Source organism: Methanosarcina sp. DH2 (genome assembly GCF_020804225.1).
GTDB lineage: Archaea > Halobacteriota > Methanosarcinia > Methanosarcinales > Methanosarcinaceae > Methanosarcina.
Genome location: NZ_WJBI01000012.1, coordinates 125707 through 145755, shown reverse-complemented (window position 1 = coordinate 145755; position 20049 = coordinate 125707). Strand labels below are relative to the sequence as shown.

Annotated in this window: 17 protein-coding genes; 10 read left to right on the top strand and 7 right to left on the bottom strand. The window is 42.3% G+C overall.

Going from position 1 to position 20049, the window contains the following annotated elements; translation table 11 throughout:
• Positions 1–22 precede the first annotated feature (22 nt).
• Positions 23–823 (top strand): DUF5602 domain-containing protein, encoded by an 801-nt coding sequence (locus FXV91_RS13445; RefSeq protein WP_229391145.1) that lies wholly within the window; start codon positions 23–25, stop codon positions 821–823.
• A 217-nt stretch (positions 824–1040) separates the two neighbouring features.
• Here FXV91_RS13445 and FXV91_RS13440 read toward each other — a convergent pair whose 3' ends face one another.
• A complete protein-coding gene (locus tag FXV91_RS13440; RefSeq protein WP_229391143.1) occupies positions 1041–2234 on the bottom strand; it encodes a cation diffusion facilitator family transporter in 1194 nt (397 codons plus the stop codon).
• A gap of 798 nt (positions 2235–3032) precedes the next feature.
• Between FXV91_RS13440 and FXV91_RS19850 the strand changes: the two genes are divergently transcribed.
• Positions 3033–3167 carry a hypothetical protein gene (locus tag FXV91_RS19850; RefSeq protein ID WP_255680499.1) on the top strand — a complete coding sequence of 45 codons (135 nt, stop codon included), beginning with the start codon at positions 3033–3035 and terminating at the stop codon, positions 3165–3167.
• 383 nt (positions 3168–3550) lie between these two features.
• Here FXV91_RS19850 and FXV91_RS13435 read toward each other — a convergent pair whose 3' ends face one another.
• Positions 3551–3658 (bottom strand): helix-turn-helix domain-containing protein, encoded by a 108-nt coding sequence (locus tag FXV91_RS13435; RefSeq protein WP_229391142.1) that lies wholly within the window; start codon positions 3656–3658, stop codon positions 3551–3553.
• 239 nt (positions 3659–3897) lie between these two features.
• Here FXV91_RS13435 and FXV91_RS13430 point away from each other — a divergent pair, with 239 nt between their 5' ends.
• A complete protein-coding gene (locus tag FXV91_RS13430) occupies positions 3898–4593 on the top strand; it encodes a class I SAM-dependent methyltransferase (RefSeq protein ID WP_229391140.1) in 696 nt (231 codons plus the stop codon).
• A 94-nt stretch (positions 4594–4687) separates the two neighbouring features.
• Here FXV91_RS13430 and FXV91_RS13425 read toward each other — a convergent pair whose 3' ends face one another.
• Positions 4688–6823, bottom strand: coding sequence for a catalase (locus FXV91_RS13425; protein WP_229391138.1), 2136 nt, complete (start codon positions 6821–6823; stop codon positions 4688–4690).
• A 605-nt stretch (positions 6824–7428) separates the two neighbouring features.
• Between FXV91_RS13425 and FXV91_RS13420 the strand changes: the two genes are divergently transcribed.
• On the top strand, positions 7429–8235 hold the full coding sequence (locus FXV91_RS13420) for a class I SAM-dependent methyltransferase (RefSeq protein ID WP_229391137.1): 807 nt from the start codon (positions 7429–7431) through the stop codon (positions 8233–8235).
• 121 nt (positions 8236–8356) lie between these two features.
• Here the strand turns inward: FXV91_RS13420 and FXV91_RS13415 are convergent, their stop codons facing one another.
• Positions 8357–9229: a winged helix-turn-helix domain-containing protein gene (locus FXV91_RS13415; RefSeq protein WP_229391135.1), complete on the bottom strand. Its 873-nt coding sequence runs from the start codon at positions 9227–9229 to the stop codon at positions 8357–8359.
• Between the two features lie 554 nt (positions 9230–9783).
• Positions 9784–10911: an aldo/keto reductase gene (locus FXV91_RS13410; protein WP_229391134.1), complete on the bottom strand. Its 1128-nt coding sequence runs from the start codon at positions 10909–10911 to the stop codon at positions 9784–9786.
• Positions 10912–11449: 538 nt separating this feature from the next.
• On the opposite strand from FXV91_RS13410, the gene FXV91_RS13405 reads away from it, so the two are divergent.
• The 3 genes from FXV91_RS13405 (at position 11450) to FXV91_RS13395 (ending at position 14049) form a co-directional block, all read left to right on the top strand.
• A complete protein-coding gene (locus FXV91_RS13405; protein ID WP_229391133.1) occupies positions 11450–12409 on the top strand; it encodes a lysylphosphatidylglycerol synthase transmembrane domain-containing protein in 960 nt (319 codons plus the stop codon).
• Positions 12406–13596, top strand: a complete 1191-nt coding sequence (locus tag FXV91_RS13400) for a glycosyltransferase family 4 protein (protein ID WP_255680494.1) — start codon at positions 12406–12408, stop codon at positions 13594–13596. Before FXV91_RS13405 ends, FXV91_RS13400 begins: the two co-directional genes overlap by 4 nt.
• Positions 13597–13716: 120 nt before the next feature.
• Positions 13717–14049: a carboxymuconolactone decarboxylase family protein gene (locus tag FXV91_RS13395; protein ID WP_048143026.1), complete on the top strand. Its 333-nt coding sequence runs from the start codon at positions 13717–13719 to the stop codon at positions 14047–14049.
• A gap of 179 nt (positions 14050–14228) precedes the next feature.
• On the opposite strand, the gene FXV91_RS13390 is transcribed toward FXV91_RS13395, so the two are convergent.
• Positions 14229–15179 (bottom strand): radical SAM protein, encoded by a 951-nt coding sequence (locus FXV91_RS13390; protein ID WP_229391131.1) that lies wholly within the window; start codon positions 15177–15179, stop codon positions 14229–14231.
• A 123-nt stretch (positions 15180–15302) separates the two neighbouring features.
• On the bottom strand, positions 15303–16133 hold the full coding sequence (locus tag FXV91_RS13385; RefSeq protein WP_229391130.1) for a hypothetical protein: 831 nt from the start codon (positions 16131–16133) through the stop codon (positions 15303–15305).
• 608 nt (positions 16134–16741) lie between these two features.
• Between FXV91_RS13385 and FXV91_RS13380 the strand changes: the two genes are divergently transcribed.
• The 3 genes from FXV91_RS13380 to FXV91_RS13370 all read left to right on the top strand — a co-directional run bounded on the left by FXV91_RS13380 (position 16742) and on the right by FXV91_RS13370 (position 20008).
• Positions 16742–17812, top strand: coding sequence for a radical SAM protein (locus tag FXV91_RS13380; RefSeq protein WP_229391129.1), 1071 nt, complete (start codon positions 16742–16744; stop codon positions 17810–17812).
• A 117-nt stretch (positions 17813–17929) separates the two neighbouring features.
• Positions 17930–18961, top strand: coding sequence for an L-histidine N(alpha)-methyltransferase (locus FXV91_RS13375; protein ID WP_229391128.1), 1032 nt, complete (start codon positions 17930–17932; stop codon positions 18959–18961).
• Between the two features lie 69 nt (positions 18962–19030).
• The gene (locus tag FXV91_RS13370) at positions 19031–20008 is read left to right on the top strand and encodes a dimethylarginine dimethylaminohydrolase family protein (RefSeq protein ID WP_229391127.1); all 978 of its coding nucleotides are present in this window, start codon (positions 19031–19033) and stop codon (positions 20006–20008) included.
• Positions 20009–20049: the final 41 nt, after the last annotated feature.

Sequence of the window (20049 nt, the reverse complement as noted above, 5' to 3'; positions counted from 1 at the left end):
TACATTCTTCACGGGGGGTAATATGAAGAAGAGCAGAACTGTGTTTTATTTATGTATGCTTATGTTAACAATGCTTGTATTTTCAGGATGTGCCGAAGAAGATTCTCAGGTAGAGGTTAAAGCTCAAGCAGAAGAAACTCAATCCCTGCCTGAAACATTTAAAGGGGAAAGCAAGTCCCTGGGGGACGGAATAGTTTATTCATGGGTTACTCTTGATGCTGAAGGGAACCCTTCTGCAATAGGGATAAATTTCACGGAACTTGCCCTCTCAGGCCTGCCTGAAGGAGAGATTGTGGAATATATACTTCCCCTCCCCGAAGAAGCTTCAGCTACTGCTTATGACCATATAGGGATTGACTGGAACCCGGAAGGGCATGAACCTCAGGGAATCTATGACAGTGCGCACTTTGATGTCCACTTTTACATGATAGGTCAAAAGGAGCGGGACAGAATAACGGCAACTGAAGAGGATATGGCAAACCTGGAGAAAGAGCCGGAACCAGAATTTATTCCGGAAGGGTATGTCTCAACCCCTGGAGGGGTTCCCAGGATGGGAGCACACTGGATTGATCCGACTTCTCCCGAATTCAGCGGACAGCCTTTCGGAGAAACCTTCATCTATGGCTTTTATGATGGAGAGATGGTGTTTGTCGAACCGATGGTTACCATAGATTTCCTTGAAACGAAGCCTGAATTAACAAGCCCTCTTAAGCTGCCGGAAAGCTATCCGATAAATGCCTATTACCCTACAAGCTATTCTATAAGATATAATGAAAAGAGTAAAGAATATACAGTCGCCCTTGAAGGAATGACTCTAAGGTAAAATCATTGCTGGGAAGAAGGGAATGAAATTAATAATAATAATAATAATAATAACGGGAACTCTTCTTCTCAGAATCTTTTTTGCGGGATACTGTCTTGGACAGGATAGCGAGGCAAATCCATAAATCGGCACCTTCGGATAATCACGCGAAGGTAAATAGAGAATAGCCTTGCCTCTCCTGAAAGGTTCAGGAAGAGGTCTGAAAATCTTCCAGGATTTAACCGGGATAAACGTTTGAAACACGCTTTTGTTTTCCATTTCTCTTTTCAGGGCTTTCAGGCACACAATGGCAACACTCCCCTGAAGCTGTAAGGGGATCTACATGGATGGTGGTCCCGGAGAGATAGGAAAAATTCTCCAGAAGCTTCTCTCTTACAGCGTTGGCAATTTCATGCCCCTCTTCAACAGAAAGGGAAGGATCAACGGAAGCGTTAATCTCAGCATGGAGTCTGTGCCCGATCCAGCGAACCCTGATGTCCGTAACCTCACAAACACCCTCGACACTCTCAGAGATATCTTTGACCTTATCGAGGACCTCAGGCTCAATGCCATCAAGAAGGCGGGTAAATACAAGTTTGCTTGAGTCAAGGACTATTTTGAGGATAGCAATTGTTATTAACATGCCAATAAGGGGGTCAATGATCGGATACCCGGACCAGACTCCAACTGCCCCTACAAGTACAGCAAGGCTAGTAAAACCGTCTACCCGCGCATGGTACCCATCAGCAATAAGGGCTGCACTCCCGATTTCCTTTCCAACCTTCATGCGAAACTGTGCCACGACCTCGTTTCCAATACAACCTATGATTGCGGCAACAGCTACAGCCTGCAAATGACCTACAGGCTGAGGGTCGAAGAAACGTACCACGGACTCATAGCCCGCAACTGCCGCGCTGAAAAGAATAAGGAGGACAATAATTACACCTGCAAGGTCTTCTGCTCTTCCGTACCCATAGGAAAAGCGTTTGCTCGGCTTTTTTCTTGAGAGGGAAAAGGCGATCGCGAGGGGTATTGCCGTTGATGCGTCCCCGAAGTTGTGAATGGTATCGGCAAGAAGGGCAACACTACCTGATATATAAACAATGAAAATCTGCAGAATCGCTGTGACCATCAGCCCTATAAATGACCATTTCACAGCCCAGAGCCCTTTACTGGTCGCAATTATGGAAGGATCCACCCTCCCATGCGTGTGGTTGTGTATATGGGAATGCTCGTGAGGATGCTCATGCAAGTGAGTATTGGAGAGTTTACGAGAAAGTTTGTGAGAAAGCTTGTGAGAAAGTTTGTGAGAGAGGGAATTGGGGGAAAGACGAGAATTGAAAAACCCATCGTGTTTATGACTTTGCTCATGGGGCTTTTCATTGATGCTCTCTTTGTCGTGCAGGCGAGTGCTGGAATTCTGTCTGGACATTTTGCTTCCCCTCGTTTTGATTCAGTTCTCAATATTAAACTTGACAATAGATTTATAAATAGGTATTTATCTTCTAAAAATAAATTATTATGCATCCCATCAAACCTTTTTTTGAAGAAATAGCATAAAAAGGAGCTTTTTGATTTATGCCGCTTACTTTCCAATCATCGCAAGATAATAAAAAATTAAATATTTGTTACTCAAAGAGAAAACCAGGCTGGAATTAAAGATAGATAACCGATCCCGATTCAGATTTCTGCAGGCAGGAGCTTTTCCGAATTTTTAGCTATTTACTTGTGAGCCTATGTTTGATTTTGTTAATAGGATTCGTATTTTTAGCATTATAAGTTGCTACATATAAACAAACAAATATTAATTCTTCAAAAAATAGTTTTGAAAATGAGAAACAGGAAATTATGGATTTGTTCCATGATATGAACAAATAAGAAAAAAGAGAATTTGAAAAAGGAGAAGTAAAGGCACATTAGAAAAAGAGGGAGAAGCTATTTCCGGGCAGATCCGATTTCGACTAGGAGTTCAGTTCTTCCCGACTACACTAAAAATAAGGCAGCTTGAGCTTATTACCCTCATAACTAACGCCTGTTACCCAAATCCTTACCCTTACGTAGTTTTCGAGTTTTAATTGGAATGGATAGAAATTAGTCCTCTATCCTGCAAAGCGAACAGATATGCAATCAGCTGGCGCTTATCCCGGGAATTGTGCAACCCCGGGAGTATCCAGCAGGATAGAAAAAGAACAAATTATTAAAATCGAGAGGTGAAACAGGGAGGAATAAGATGATCAAGGCTAAAGGAATAGCTAAAGAACCGGAGATCATGTGGAATCTTAATATCAGCAAAGATGGGAAGTCTTACCAGGAAAATTACATACTCTTATTTCCCAGGTATGTGAGTGCCATAGATGAGGAGTGAAAGTTTTCATCCTTAAAAAACTTAAAAAAAACAACCCAGTTTTCAAGATCCAATAAAAAAATCGCTCGAGAGTGCCATTCTCTCGGGCAAACCTCCATATTATCCTTTATTCGGTAATTTAATAATGTCATTTTCAAAATTCATGTAATATGATTGTAGATTGGAAATGATTGTATTGGGTTTTTCTTAGACTTAAATTTTGGAAAACCTTTCTTTTCCCTGAAGAATCTTGTAAATGCCGATTCAACCTGCTTTGTCATTCCCTGTAAAGACTGTGCATTCACTTCTTTAAGGAAAAGCTGCTCTTTTTTAAGCTGAGTAAGTTGCCTATTCAGATCAAACTGTGGAATTGATTTAGCAGATTCCTCATATGTTTTTATTTTTTATGCCAGAGCCCAATTAAACACATATCTACAGCTACCAATGTGTTTATCGATCAGAACTTTCTGATCTACCGTAGGATTTAGTCTAAATTTGTAGGCTTTTAGCATATATCGAGAGTATATTCTAGAAGGTTATATAATTTTTTTAGGAATGTATTTCGTTTAGAAGTTGACGGCTTTCACCTCCCACCTGCCAGATCGGATTTATCCGATCTGGCGAGGAAGGAGTTCTCTCGCATTATCGAGATAAACAGTTATATTAAAGTTAGGAGTATAAAATTGCACTGATGATAAAATAATACCAATACGGGTTAAAAAGGGAAGCTAACAGGAAGGAAGTGCATGAGATGAATATGGAAGATACAGGTAGTGAAAAAGTAGAATACGGCATGGAAAAGGAGATTCTTAATGAGCAGCAGCCTCACTGGGAAAAAGTATTTTCAAACGCCTGCTCGAGGTTCGGGGATGAGCCAAGTTATCCTGCCAGAAAAGCCGCAGATCTTTTTCAAAAAGAAGGAAAAAAGAAAATCCTGGAGCTTGGAGGGGGGCAGGGGAGAGACACCTGCTATTTTGCCAGCAGGGATTTTTCAGTCTATTCGCTCGATTATACTGAAAGCGGGCCAAAGGCGATAAAAGAAAAAGCCGAACAAGCAGGATTAGGGAAACACGTTAAAGCCCTCAGGCACGATGTAAGAAATCCGCTGCCCTTTGAAAATGAAGCATTTGATGCTTGCTATTCTCACATGCTTTACTGCATGGCTCTGACCACAAATGAACTGGAATTTCTCTGCAGTGAGGTTAGAAGAGTGCTCAAACCAGGCGGGTTAAATATCTATACAGCCAGACACACAGGGGATGCCCATTACGGGACAGGGGTCCACAGAGGAGAGGATATGTATGAAATTACGGGCGGCTTTATAGTGCACTTCTTCAGCAGAGAAAAAGTTGAGCACCTTGCAAATGGATATGGGCGTTTAGAAGTGGAAGAATTCGAGGAAGGGGATCTCCCAAGAAAACTGTATATGGTGACCATGAGAAAATGAAGGCAAAAAGAAAAAGAGAAAAATAAAAAAGTGTAATTATAAAAGTAAAGAAAGTATGGGATTAAAGAGAGGAGTACTTTCCTCTCAAATAAGTTCAGGCTGGAACCTGTTCCTTCTTTTCCCTATCCCAATGTCTGTGCTTTGCAATTGCAGCAGTAAAGGATTCGTTAAAAGAGCTGTTACCTCCCTCTTTTCTGGTGGTAACAATACCTTTATCGGATACTACCTGGTCAGCGGATTCCTGCCCTGCAAGTTTTATATCGGGAAGCTTTGCTGCCTTGAGTAGTTCAACTCCCTCTCCGCTTGCGCCCAGCGGTTTGCAGTGCCTGAATGCTTCATTGATGAAGTGAATCGCATCGCCATGCATTTTCAGAGTGTCTATGTTCTGTTTCCCGCCAGGAATGTATACCGCATCATACAGTACTGATGCAGTAGTGCGATAATTTTTATCAACTTCGATTTCTTCGCCGTTTGAGCTCTTTAACATGCCCTGATACTTCGAAATAATATGGGCATTTGCTCCTCCAGCCTTTAAAGCCTGCATCACCTGGTTTAGATCCTTTTGATCATACCCATCCGCAACAAGAATGGCAATCTTTCTGGATTTGATTGTGTTTTTCACCGTGTGTTCAGTGCGCTCCTGGCTGACGTTTGGAGACTCTTTAATTACCGGAGACCCTCCTTTCTGTGCCGGAGCAGAGACTCCTACCCCTTTTGCGATCTCTATTGCAAGGTCACCGTCAACATTGTTGAACATATCGACAATTGCCTGCCTGATTTGTTTGTCTTTGACTTTTCCTATTTCAAAATGGAATGCCTCTATAATGTGCTCTTTTTCAGGTTTCGACATGCTGTTCCAGAATAATTTCGCCTGGCTGAAAAAGTCTTTGAACTTCTCACTGCGGGAACGGATTTTCTTGCCTTCGACTTTCTCCATATAATGGACATATCCGCCTTCTTCTACAGAAGCTGGACGTGGAAGGTTTTCCCCTACGGTATTGGGGAAATAGCTGCTTTTGCCTTTGTTTATTGTAGTGCGGTGATAACCTTCCCTCTGATTATTGGCTATTGGCGCAAGTGGCCGATTAATTGGGATTTCCTGGAAATTAGGGCCCCCAAGGCGGATTAGCTGTGTGTCGAGGTATGAGAAAAGGCGTCCCTGAAGGAGCGGATCATTAGAGAAATCAATTCCAGGAACCACATTTGCCGGACAGAATGCAACCTGTTCGGTCTCAGCAAAGAAATTGTCCGGATTGCGATTGAGGGTCATCTTACCTATCCATTTAACAGGCACATCCTCTTCCGGCCAGATCTTTGTAGGGTCGAGGATATCAAAGTCAAATTTAAACTCGTCCTCTTCCTCAAGGATCTGGATTCCGAACTCATATTCAGGATAGTCTCCCATCTCAATTGCTTCCCAGAGGTCACGACGGTTGAAGTCTGGATCTTTTCCTGCTATCTTCTGAGTTTCATCCCAGACAAGGGAGTGGATTCCTAGCAGAGGTTTCCAGTGGAACTTTATAAATCTGCCTTTGCCTTCAGAATTAACGAAACGGTAAGTATTAACCCCAAAACCCTGCATCATCCTGTAACTTCTGGGAAGTGCACGGTCCGAAAGTACCCACATAATCATATGTGCATTTTCCGGGTGGCACGCTACAAAGTCCCAGAATGTATCATGTGCTGCTGAAGCCTGAGGCATCTGGTCATCCTGTTCAGGTTTAATTGCATGGACAAGGTCAGGGAACTTTATTGCGTCCTGAATAAAGAAGACAGGAATGTTGTTGCCAACCAGGTCGTAGTTGCCGTCTTCGGTATAAAATTTTACTGCAAAACCCCGGACGTCCCTGACAGTATCTGCCGAGCCTCTGAACCCTACTACGGTGGAAAACCTGACGAAAACTGGCGTTTTACTGTTTGGGTTCTGCAAGAATTTTGCACTCGTGTATTCCGTCATAGGCTCATAAACCTGGAAGAACCCATATGCTCCCGACCCACGGGCATGGACAACCCTTTCTGGAATTCTTTCATGATCAAAATGAGTTAATTTTTCTCTGAAGTGAAAATCCTCAAGCAGGGTTGGTCCTCTTTCCCCTGCCTTGAGTGAGATATCGGTATTACTGACCCTAACACCCTGATTCGTTGTCAGAAATTCACGTTCAGGGTCTTCCCGAACCATTTCTAATTGCTCATCTTTGCTTTTTTCGTCAACCATTCTCTTTTTATCCATAGTATAGTCACCTTCCCCATTCTTCAAGTTCAGTCTATTCTTGAATGCTGAAATCCATAGTGCTATTGTTAAGCCCATAAGTGCTATTGTTAAAAAATTCCAATAAGCATGGACCATCCAGTACCATTGGTACACAGATTCTGATGGAAGCGCAGGCTAGTAATAACATAGAGCTCAAAGTAAGCAGAAGCCGTCTCAAGATAATGAGATTTGAGACCCGGCAGGTAGAATTCAGGATCTGATTAGAACATAAACTCCAGACCTGAGTACCCAAACTTAAAACTCTGTTTACAACTTACAGTTGAGTGTATGTCCGTATACCTAACTCCCCATTTCTAAAAGGTTCTGTTATTATATGAGTTTTTTTATAAAATGAATTGATTTTTTTTGAAAAGAGAATAAATTCTGCAGTCAGGATTAAGGGCAGTAACCCAGATCTGGTAAAAGAGAATATGGTAAAAAAGTATTCATCTAGCTGTTTCAGACGGTATCCAGCAGTACTTTCGCCGTTATCTGAAAATAACAGCAGTTTGAAGATAAAGATATATTGATTGATAACAGTTAATAAAGGACTGAAAGATAAAAAACAGGGAGCGAAAGCACTCATGACCGAATATGTACATGGTTATTCCGAAAGAGAGGCTCTCCGCCTTTCAGAACAGGCAGACACGCTTGAAAAACTTCTCCATCATGATACGATATATCCGCCCGGAGCAAAGGTGCTTGAAGCTGGCTGCGGGATAGGTGCCCAGACTGTGATTCTTGCAAAAAACAATCCGGATGCAGAAATTACTTCAGTGGACATATCTCCTGAATCACTTGATAAAGCCAGGGAAAATGTAGAAAAAAATGGAATTAAAAATGTTAGATTCCTGCAGGCAAATATTTTTTCCCTTCCATTCGAAGATGGGAGTTTTGACCACATTTTTGTCTGTTTCGTGCTCGAACACCTGCAGAACCCGGAAGAAGCCCTGAAAAACCTGAAGAAAGCTCTGAAACCCAGGGGTACAGTTACTGTAATCGAAGGTGACCATGGGTCATGTTACTTCTATCCAGAAGGAAAAGAAGCTGTTGAAGCCTGGCACTGTCTCATCCGGGTGCAGGCGCACATGAAAGGAGATTCCTTAATCGGGCGACGGCTTTACCCTATTCTGCAGGAATCAGGATTCAGGCAAGTAAAAGTAGATCCCAGAATGGTCTACGTAGATTCAAGCAAACCTGAACTTGTGGACGGCTTTATCCTGAAAACCATTATTCCCATGGTAGAAGGTGTAAAAGAGCAGGCTCTGGAAATGCAAATGATAAAAGAAGAGGCGTGGAAAAAAGGGATAAAAGAGCTTCATGAGACTGCCGAACCCGGAGGGACTTTCTGTTATACCTTCTTTAAAGGCTGGGGAATAAAAGAAAGATAAAGTTTCAAAAAATTCCAACCTGAAGAAAGCAAATTGAGAAATTTTAGATTGAAGCCTTAGAGCAGTGAAATTTTAGAGTAATGAAGCTTTAGAGTAGTGAAGTTTTAGAGTAGTGAGAAACTTAAAACGAAAAGATCGGTCTGGAATTCTTTTTGTAATATGCAAAAAGTTCTTCTCCCCATTTTAGAGCCCCAGGATCAAAGCTTACAATATAATGGCGGTCAATCCTGCTATGTTTATCAAGTAGTGAAAGCGCAAAGATCTTGTCGGTCACTATCAGCATCATTGGTTTTTTCTCCTCACCATCAGACACGAAAAAATGTGAGTTCTCGCAGTTCAAAAAAAGCTGAACTTCTTTTTTATACTCAGGAAGATCCAGTTTAAGAACGGAACTATCACTGAAAACTGCATCTGATTTCGGGAGGCACTCGGCCTGGATACTCTCAAAAACCGATTCTGTCAGGATAATTGTAACATCAATATTCTTTTCAATAAACTCCAGACAGGCCAGATGATAAGCTGGATGGATAGCTGAAACAACTACCATAATGCGGGAAGAAGCCAGCATACATTTTACAACATCTTCCTGAACTTTAAATATATGAGACAAATCTGGTTTCAGTACCTTACACTGGCCCAATTCCCCGATTCTTGTAAGAAGATGGAAAGGAATTGAGCTCAAATCATGTTCGGACCAGAAATCTCTATTTTCTTCATATATTTTCAAAGTGTTTAGCAAAAACTGTACGTTTGTAGCTATCACGATCCCCATTTCAGAGAGAGAATACAACCCATCGGCATGGATTACCAAACCCAGATCAACCAGTTTTTTGATCTGAGGAATCATTGACTTCCAGGGGAAATCAAATGCATTTTTGATTTCGTCATTGCTTTTAGGGCCCTCCTCTTTTAACAGTAGAAGAAGGTTCTTTCTTTTTTCAGAAAGGAAGATTGCGTCAAGCAACGAAGAACTGGTACCAGAAACAGGGCTCATGTCTTTGTCTCAATTAAAAGATTATAACTACAGATTATAAGTTCACTGAAAGGTTCTCAAGAAATTCAGGGCAAATATCGTATTATTCGAAACTCATAACAAAATGGACAGGTTCCAACGGGAGTTGCCATATCCAATGCCATTGGAATATTCTAATCGCAAAGTAATAATCTTCATCGTTTTGGCTATATATGAATAGGGATTATATAAATTCGATAGATAGAACCACCATTCTACTGTCGTTTCGATTGGGTGAATATTAAGATGTGGTAGATACGCTGTGGTTTTCTTCAGGAGTGTTAAGAAGCAATAATACTCCCTCCAAAGGAGATACTATTGATGAAAAAACCTGGCCATCAATGTGCTTCCAGAAGCTCTGAGGTAAACCTTACAGCTAATACATTATGGTTTTTAAGAGGGTCGGATAACCAGTCCTCTAAATATCTTCATGTAAAACATGAAGCTCCATAAATATAAAAGAAAAAAGCCGAGAAAAGGAAAAACCGGGTAAATTCGAAACTATTTTTCCAGTAAAACCGTTTTTCCAAATAAAGTCATTTTCCAAATAGTTTTACAACTTCTTTTAACATTTCCCTGATAGGAGTTTTCTGAGGGCACTTTTCTTCGCACTGCCCGCATTCCGTACAATTTGATGCCTGACCTTCCAGGCCACTGTATAGAGCTTTTTCCCCTTCGGCATTATCAAACATTTCGGCATTGTTGAGGTACTTGAAATTCTCAGGGATATTTACTCCTGATGGGCAGGGCATGCAGTACTGGCAACCAGTGCAGTTTACCTTTGTTTTTGCCCTGTATACTTCCTTTACCCGGGAAATGAGTATTCTTTCTTCTTCTGTCAGGGATTCAGGAAAACCTTCAGATGCCAATTTTACATTATCTTTTACATGTTTCATATCTGACATCCCGCTGAGAACCACACTTATTTCGGGATAGTCCCATAGATATCGCAGACTCCACTCTACAGGGCTTCGTTGTGTCCCGGCAGAATCCCAGATCTCCTGGACTTCAGGTGGGACTTTTGAGACGAGATATCCCCCACGCATAGGCTCCATAATAACGACCCCAAGTCCCTTTGAAGCTGCATACAGTAGACCCTCCTTCCCTGCCTGGAAATTTTCATCCATAAAATTGTACTGGATCTGACATAGAGTCCATGGATAGGAGTCAACTATTTCTTTAAATGTTTCGAGATTATCATGGAAAGAGAAACCTGTGTATTTTATTTTTTCCTCATTAAGGGCAGAATCAAGAAAATCAAAAATACCGTGTTTTTTAACCAGGTCCCAGAAATCCCTGTTCAGGGCATGAATAAGATAGAAATCAATGTAATCGGTTTTAAGCCTTTCAAGCTGTTCATTTAAAAGTCGGTCCATATCCTCTCTGCTCGTAACAAGCCAGCTTGGGAGTTTGGTTGCAAGATATATCTTTTCCCGGTAGCCGTCCTCAAGCGCCTTCCCGAGAACGGATTCGCTCATACCCCCATGATAAGGATAAGCCGTATCAATGTAATTAACGCCGGAATCAATGGCATAACGGATCATCTGTACGGCTTTTTCCTCATCAACCCGGGTATCATCTCCCCCAATTGTAGGAAGCCGCATAGTACCGAAACCCAGTATTGAAACCTTTTCATCCGTCTTGCCAAGTCTTCTGTATAACATATATTTTTGTCCCCCAATATAAATAAGGAAAATCCACACTAAATCCCTTATTACTCTTTTGTCAGGATAGCAGATAACGCTTTGTGTAGACAGCAGATAACGCTTTGTATAGACGCAAGGCACATGAGAGCAAACAAGAACTCGAGGAGAAAGGAAAGCACCTGCATCAAGAAAGCTGTCTTAAGGTCTAGGAATGCCTGATCAGAAAAGTGCCTGAGAAAAGCATACCTGTGGACTTGGAATATAAGAAAACACAATGATGACAGATATTATATAAAAAGAGCCTAAATTTAGAATGGGGATTGGGTAAAAAATGCGAAATCATATTTTAGCGAACATGGAGCCTGGGTATAGAGAGTAATTAAGGCATTAAAACCCGGGGTATGCTTTTTCGATCTGGAGAACTGCTGGAGAACTGTCAGCCTATAATGCAAACATTATTAATTGATGAAAAAACCCTGACTCGAAGTAGCTCAATTATAGAAAAAAGCACATTTACGGAAAATCCTGCTCTGAACCCGGTTGTGAAGGTGTGCTGTTGAACCTGGGAACCTTAAAGAAAGCCGCTGCGGTCCTCTTGCTGCTTATAGCAATATTTCTGGTCCGTACGCACTGGATAGAGATCGTACCTGTACTGGAAGGAAGCCGAAGAATACTCAGCGAAACCAGGATTATTTATGTCATTCTGGCTTCCTCGGCATACCTGCTGAGTGTGTATGTCTTTGCAGTCCGCTGGCAGCAGGTACTCTCTTCTGTTGGCTATAATCTTAAAGCCGTAAACCTGCTTCCTATTATGTTCGGAGCAGCGTTTGTAAATAATATCACTCCTGCAAGCAGGACAGGAGGAGAGTCTCTCCGGATAATCTGGGCTAACAGAAGTTTTGGAATCAGCTACACTCATGCTCTCATAACTATCCTTTTCGAAAGGCTGGTTGAAGCAATTCCTGTTGCCCTGCTCTTTCTTTATGTTTTATATATATCCCCCTCCTTTGAGAAGTTGTTTCTGCTCCAGAGAGATATTCTGTCGTTGAACTCTTCTCTTTTAGTAACTTTAACCCTGATCGGTACAGGAATAGGAGCGTGGTTTCTCCTCCGTAAATCTTCTTTCTTCGTGAAAAAGTTGTATCAGGACTGTAAGCAGCTAAACAGATCTTTTGCCCCTGTGCTTCTCCTGTCCTGCGGAGTCTGGGGTCTTGATGTGATACGTCTCAAACTTGTAGCTTCCGCTCTTTCCCTCCCCCTGTCTCTGGACTTGATAATAACATTATCAGTTCTTTACCTCATACTCGGCTGCCTGCCAATCACTCCTGGAGGGCTGGGGATAGTAGAAGGAGGCCTGGTCTCCCTGCTCCTGTATTTCGGATTACCCCTTGCTTCAGCAGGCAGTTTCGTGTTTCTCGAGCGGTTTGTTTCCTACGGGCTCAGCAGTCTGATAGGTTTTCTATATTTGTTTTATTATGGGGGGTTTAAGATCTGGAAAGACACAAAATCGCATTGATCAGTGACTGGTATTTTCCAAAGGTCGGGGGGATTGAATATTGCATGCATTCTCTTGCAAAAACCCTGATTAAGGAAAGTCATAAAGTGCACATTATTACAAGGAGTTATCCGGGTGTTCCTCAGTATAACATAAGGGACAGAATAACAATAATAAGGGTCAAAAGCAGCCCCTTGCCCGGACAGCAACGTTTTCTGGCGCCAGGAGCTTATAAAGAGCTCTATGCCCTCTTGAAATCAGGAAATTATGATCTTATTCACTCTCATGGGCTGGACTCTCCGCTCAGCATGGCTGCACTTATTGCATCCAGAAAGCTCGGGATTCCTTCTGTTGTTACCAATCACTCCCTTGTAGGTCATACGCCGCTCAGTCCTTTTCTGTATCTGGCTGGCAAATTGCTTGTCAAAAACGCAGATGCCGTAATCGCTGTCAGTTCAGCAGTTGAAAAGGATTCGAAATTAATGACAAAAAAGCCCGTTTACAGAATATTGAACGGCATCGATTGTGAAGAAAATGACTTCAAAACTCTCCTGCCAGTTGACAGGGAAGGAAAACTTGTAATTGCCAGTGTAGCCCGCATGACAAAAAAGAAAGGAGTCCAGCACCTTGTAAGGCTTGCTCCTTCCCTGCTAGAAAGAAATGAAAACCTTATATTTATTATGATCGGGAATGGTCCCCTTACAAAAAAGCTGGAAAAGAAAGTAAAAAAATCCGGATTATCCGGAAATTTCTATTTTACAGGGGAAATTCCCCGCAGGGCAGTACTGGATTATCTGGAACAGGCAGATATCTTTGCTCACCCGTCCAGTGACGAAGGATTCGGGATTTCAATTCTTGAAGCGATCTCAAAAAGGGTCCCTGTTGTAGCAATGAACCACAGCGGGGTCTCGGATATCATCGAGCACGGCGTAAACGGCTATCTTGCAGACAACCTCGTAGATTTCTCCTCCTGTCTTCAGGCCCTGATAGAAAATCCAGCCCTGAGAACTGAGTTTTCTCAAAAGGCTGCTGAAGGGATTCCAGATTACGATTGGAACAGGATTTATGAACAGACCTGTCGGGTCTATACGAGTGTCATTAATGGAAAATACCAAAATAATAGCTCAGAGCAAGAAAGCTCATCAGAGAATGAATATAAAAAAGTGATTAAAACGAGTGATCAAAGAGAAATAATTAGAGAGAAATGATCAGAGAAAATGGTTTCAAAAGATTTTGAACTAATGCTTAAATATAAAAAATATCATAATATGCGTATTTACTTAACACCGTGAACCTGTAAATTTGCAGGTGAAAAAGGAGCCATCGAAATGAAAATGCTGGAAGAATTTTTCCCTGAATTCACCCAGAAGCTGGACGAGATTGACCAGCTCTATGCCGAAAAACGGATGATCGATGAAAAGACCTATCAGTTTATCTGTTTTGCCCTCTCCATCAAAGGCAGGTCAAAGCCCTGCGTCCTGAAGCATTTTAAGGGTGCCCTCGAAGCAGGAGCTACAGTCAAGGAACTATCATATATCTTTGCCCTGGTCATGAGAGAAGCCGCAGGTGCCGATGACTGCTGGACTCATGACGTAATTGGAGACTGGAAAGAAATCCTGAAAGGAAACATTTCCTGCAGCTGTGCAGGCGATGAAAAATAAAAATTATAGAAAAGAAACATCCATAGATACGGTTTTTCGAATTTACATTAAACCGGAAGCCAAAAATTAGAGTTTTAAGACTTATCCTCTGTTCGCATATTCTGAATTAATCGAGTAAAATATGGAATATGAAAGTTCAGATTTTGTTTTCCTTTTTTCAGGTTATTCATGAAAACAATTCAGAAATCGTCTTCTGTAAAATCCGTCAGCCTGAGCTGTTTTGAACAGGACAGCTTTGTTTCCATAGGTTTCATGTAATCGGCTGAGAGATGATACTTCTCCATAAGATTCCCGAGCGTCACGTAAAGTTCAGCTTTATAAGCTCTGTCAACCCCACCCTTTGCGTACAATTTGCGATAAGGATCCAAAAGTTCGGGAAAATTGCATGCAAGGAATTTGAAAAAGTGCTTTCTGGTTTCGCCCCTGAGGTAAAGGAGGCCTGGAAGGGCATAATTTACCTTACATTCGGCTGCGCGAGAAAGGACCTGCTCAAGGTTCTCAGGGCTGTCCGTAAGGAAAGGAAGAACAGGCATCATATGAAGCCCGGTGGTAGCTGCTGTATTTTTGAAAGCCCGAAGGATGGATAAACGTTTTTTGGGAGAAGAAGCCAGGGGCTCCAGCAAAGAACTTAGTTTTTCATCCATGGTCGTAACCGTGACCGCAATATTTACGTGCGTGAGTTCAGCAAGTTCTTCAAGCAGGTTGTAGTCTCTGAGGATAAGATCGGATTTCGTGGATATAGTAACCGGGTTTTTATATTCGATCATCAGCGCCAGGACTTTACGCATCAAGCCATACTTTGCCTCGGCAGGCTGGTAACTATCACATACCCCGCCTATGTTGATTACCTCTCTTTTCCATGACCGGGCTCCAAGCTGTTTTTCAAGGGCTTCTGCAATATTTGTCTTTACATAGATCCTCTGAAAAAAATCAGAGCCTTTTTCCCCTTCAGAGGAGGAGCATTTTTTGTCTTCTTTGTCCAGATAACTATGAGAATAAATTGCATAACAATAATTGCAGCCGTGCCCGCATCCTCTATAAATGTTCAGGTCCCAGCGATATGGCAGTGTGAGCCTGCTTGTTTCCTTTATTTTATTGAGAGCTTTTTTGACCTGAATTTCCTCAAACATCCGGAATAAGATAAGATTAAAAGCTATAAGAAACTTGACAAAAAAAGAAACTTGACAAAAACAGCCTTTGCGACATGAAATTTATTTTCAAAAAATAGAAGAGGAGCGGATTATCCTTTGTAATTACTCTCTATAAATTCCATCTCCTGTGACAAGTTTTCCTTCCGCCTGGACCCAGCCTTCCTGCGGACCTGTAAGTTGGATAGAGATCCCATCACGATATTCGTTATATTTCCAGCCGTAGATCCACCACTCGTTCAGGCCCTCCAGCTGAATAAAAATCTGGACCTCGGCTTCAGGAGACGCATCATAATGCGCATAGACCAGGCTTTCATAATCAAAATATTCGGGATTGATATGCTCAGGTAGAGGAACTATCGGGCCTTCTTCGGAATCTCGAAGATTATATTTGGGCAAAAGCACGGATTCGTTGCCAACAGGTGATCTGGTATTGATCAGGTGGTCAGCTCCTACGCGAGTCCCGAAATCAATTGGGACCAGGACCGGGGTTTCTTCCGAGTATTCGTGGGATTCTTCTACCAGCGCCTCTTCCGGAACTTCATTTTCGAGATCTCCGGATCCAGGCTCAGGCTCGGGCACAGCCACAGGAAGGGAATGATAAACCGGCTGAATTTCGGCAGCTTCTATTTTGAGCATTAACCCATACTCGGTATCCTCAAGGCTGAGATTCCAGTTCGAAGGCTTATTATAATAATCTCCATTTACCATTTCCAGTCCGACCCCGGATTCATTTTCAAAAACCGGAACAGGCAAATACAGGATTACATTTTGCAGGGTGCTGTTGCTTTCTATAATTATATCGTATTCATAATGACTCATAAGGCTGTCATTATACATTTCATCGTTTTGATTTCCCACGTACCTGAGACCCAGCATAAGCAAGAGGAGAACAAATAAGACAAGTCCTCCAAAAATGATTATCTTTCTGTTCATTTTCAGGCCTTCTCCCTTAAAGATTGAAAACAGATATGTGAGGGAGATAATTAAACCTTACTAAATTTAACCAGACAAAATTATCCTGAATTCGTTACATTGCCATAAAGGAATTAAAAAACGAAACCGAATTAACTTGCAATACATCAGTCTTCATCAGTTCTGATCAGCGTTTGAAAGATAAGGACCATAGTTTGGAGAAAAAGAGTCATAAAATCTCCCTTTACCACAAAAAAGTTATTCTGCACCTGAACCTGACCCAGCAAGAACCTTGCAGACCTAAAATTCGATTGTATTTTTTCCGGTGCTATATTCAGTCAGGCACCGGAAAAGGCAGGCTACATTTTCAAGAAATTCGTACTTGATTCAGAAAACGCATATTCGACTCAAAACGCATATTCAAATCAAAATGCATATTCGATCCAAAAAAGCACTTAGTTTCTTACAAATTGATAAATATATATTTTCTAGTATTTTAAGGGCAAAATTTGTTATTTAAGATAATAAATCAGTTAAAAATTTGTGAATATTTCCAAATATAAGGGAGTGAGGGTATTAATCCAGATATAAAAACTCTGTTTTCACCGCCTCCGGTGCTGAGAGGATACATGTATGGAGCACAGGAAGCCCATGAGGCCAGAGACTCAAACAGGCTTTTAGCTATACGACTTGAAACAAACACATCATGTAACCTCCGATGTCGCTACTGTTATGCGCAGAGTGGAGAGGATTCAATAAAAATAGCTGACTTCGATGTCCTTAAGCGCACAGTATCTGAGGCAAAAGATCTCGGGATCAGGTCTGTAGTTGTCATAGGGGGAGGGGAGCCGACTCTGTACCCGAACTTTAGAGAACTGATTACCTACATTGATTCCCTAGGGATTGTCCCGATGATTTTTTCAAATACCGTTTTGATGACAGAGGAGCTTGCAGAATTCCTGTACGAACACAACGCCTCTGTGATGGGAAAACTCGATTCGCTCAAGCCTGAAGTCCAGGACTACCTGGCAGGGAGAGAAGGAGCTTTCGAGGATATAAAAACGGGGCTTGAAAATCTGATAAAAGCGGGCTTTTCAAAACCTTCAGAGCCCGGAAACCTCCGCCTGGGAATCTCTTTCGTGAGCAATAAAATGAACCTGGAAGAGATTGAGGATATCTGGCACTTCTGCAGGCAGAACAACATCTTTCCTAATATGGAAATTCTCACTCCGACAGGCAGGGCAAATGACGAACTGGAGGATAAGCTGCTCACAGCTGACGAAATAAAAGAGTACAAATTAAAACTGCTGGAAATAGACCGAAAGTATTACGGGTACGACTGGCTGCCCTATACCCCGATTACTGCAAGTGGTTGCCTTCAGCACCTTTACAGCCTGTATATCAACATAGAAGGGGATGTAAGGCCCTGTGCGCCTACAAAGCTGGACGAACATCCAGCACTCAGGGTTAATGGGGAATACCCCTATAATATAAACAAAACGAGCCTGAAGGAGATCTACAACTCCGAGCTCTTTACATATGTCAGGAATATCGACAAAGTGCTTGAAGGCAGGTGTGGGAACTGTGAGCACATGGAAGAATGCATCGGCTGCCGAGGATATGCCTACAGCGTAGGGATAAATAATGGGGTTGATCCTCTCGAAGCACTGAGGATGGAGTGCCAGCAGTGCTTCAAGTAAGAAAGGATGATTGAATAAAATGGAATGAAAAAGGAAAAATAATGAGTGGAAAAATTATTCAGGCAATCTTACTGCAGTAAATATGATTTTGTGTATAGTTCAGGGTAAGGTGGAAAGTTGGAGAGTGCAGAAAAGGCGAGCTGGAGGCGGGCTTCGGAGAACGAAGAAAAAATAATAGTTTCTGGCGAGAAGAGTATGGAAGAAAGGCTTTGCGAAAGCCTGAAAAGTCATGAGCTGCCTGATTATCTCCTGTACACAGGCATGGGAGGAGCAAAGAACTGGCTGAAATTGGATGGGTCTGAAACATTTCCGGTAGCCAGGCAGCTCAAAGACATGCTCGAGGAAAATATTGCTTCAATCGTCAGGTTCATTCCTGCAGGTATGAGCCTTGTAAGCGTAGGGGTAGGGAGCGGAGAGAAGGAGCGAGTTCTTCTCGAGGAGCTGATAAAGAAAAACCTGGCTGAGAAACCTGCTTCCGGAAAAGTGCCAATACGTTATTACCCTGTTGACATAAGCAGCCAGCTTGTAGATATCGCCCTTGAAAAAGTAAGAGACCTGCCTGTAGAGAAAAAAGGAATAGTTGGCTTTATCGAGGATATGCCGCTCCTTAAAAAGCACTGGCGGCTTCCTGTACTGTTCTGCATTCTGGGAAATACCTTTTGTAATTATGAGCCTGAGTTCATTCTTCAGCTTGTCTACGAAAACCTTGAACAGGGAGATCTTTTTTTCTTTGATGCCAGCCTTCTCCCTAACCCGGACTCAGGGGAAGATGGGCATTCTGCAAGGAAGTCTGTCCTTGGCACATATGCCTCAAGAGAGAATGCGCTCTTCAATATGTATCCCTTGCTTCAGTACGGAATGGCTCCCGAAGATTTCGATTTTGAATTATTGCTCGCACATGTGGACTCAAGGATAGGAGCCCTTTACAGGACGCGAAAGAGCCTGAATATCCTGAAGGATACCGAGATCAGGATAGGACCCGAAACCGTAAGCTTCAGGAACGGAGACGTCATACGCATGGGCTTTACGTACAAATATACATATGACCAGGTTATCGCTTTCCTGAATATCCGCGGATTTGATATTCTCAAGGGTTTCCTGAATGAAGATAGGAAAAATGCAATGATCCTTGCAAAAAAACGTACCTGATAGCAGCAGTAGATTAAACCAGGGATTTTTCAAGTTAGAATCAGGATTTTTAAATGGGGGGATTCAGGCATGGGTTGCCAAATAGAAAATATGAATGAGGCAGAAAAAACCGGATCATGTATTGCTTATGGGTGTGACGAACTTGGGAGGCTGAAAAGCGTACTTGTGCATACTCCGGGAGATGAACTCCTTCTGGTCAATGAGTCAAATTATAATCACTGGCTTTACGATAAGGTCCCTGAGATTTCCGGATACGTAAAAGAGCATACGAGTTATCAGGAATTGCTGGAATCGAACGGGGTCAGGGTTTATGAGCTTGCAGACCATGTAGACGAAAGTATAGACCTGATAAGCAGGATGCCAAACATTACCTTCCTGCATGATACCGCGGTCATTTCCAGAAAAGGCGCAATTCTTTCAAAAATGCGACCGCCTGCAAGGGAAAATGAAGAAGTCGTCGTAAAGGAAGCCCTGAAAAACCTGGGAATTCCGATACTCAACGAATTCAATGGAAGCGAAGGGTTTTTCGAAGGTTGTCTTCTGCTCTCAAAAGATACTGTTTTTGTTGCTGATACGGAAAGGCACACATATCCTTTTATCCGGGAGTTTATTTCGAATATCCTGAGCGAATTTGATGAAGTTATTTACGCCCGCATTCCAAAAGCCAGGCGTTATATGCATCCCGATACCGTTTTCAACAGGATAAGAGAAGACCTTGCCCTTGCTTATCTACCAGCCTTTGAAGAGACCTGCCTGTACACGGAAGGCTCTGGAGAAAAAATCGATTTTAAAGAATTCATGCAGGAGAAAGGCATGGAGATCATCCCTGTTTCGGACTCCGAGCAGAGCCGCCTAGCCTGTTCATTTGTCCCTCTTGAAAGCGGGACTATTTTCCATTATGATAATGCACTTGATCAGAAAACCAGGAAAAATCTTGCAGGGGAAGGCGTTGAGGTTATTCCTTTCCACCCTGAAGCCCTGCTTGCAGGAGGAGGAAGCCTGCGCTGTCACACCCTGAGGCTCTGCAGAAGAAAAACTAAAGTCTAAAGGCCCGGAATCAGGACTTGGAATCTGAAAAACTGAAAAAT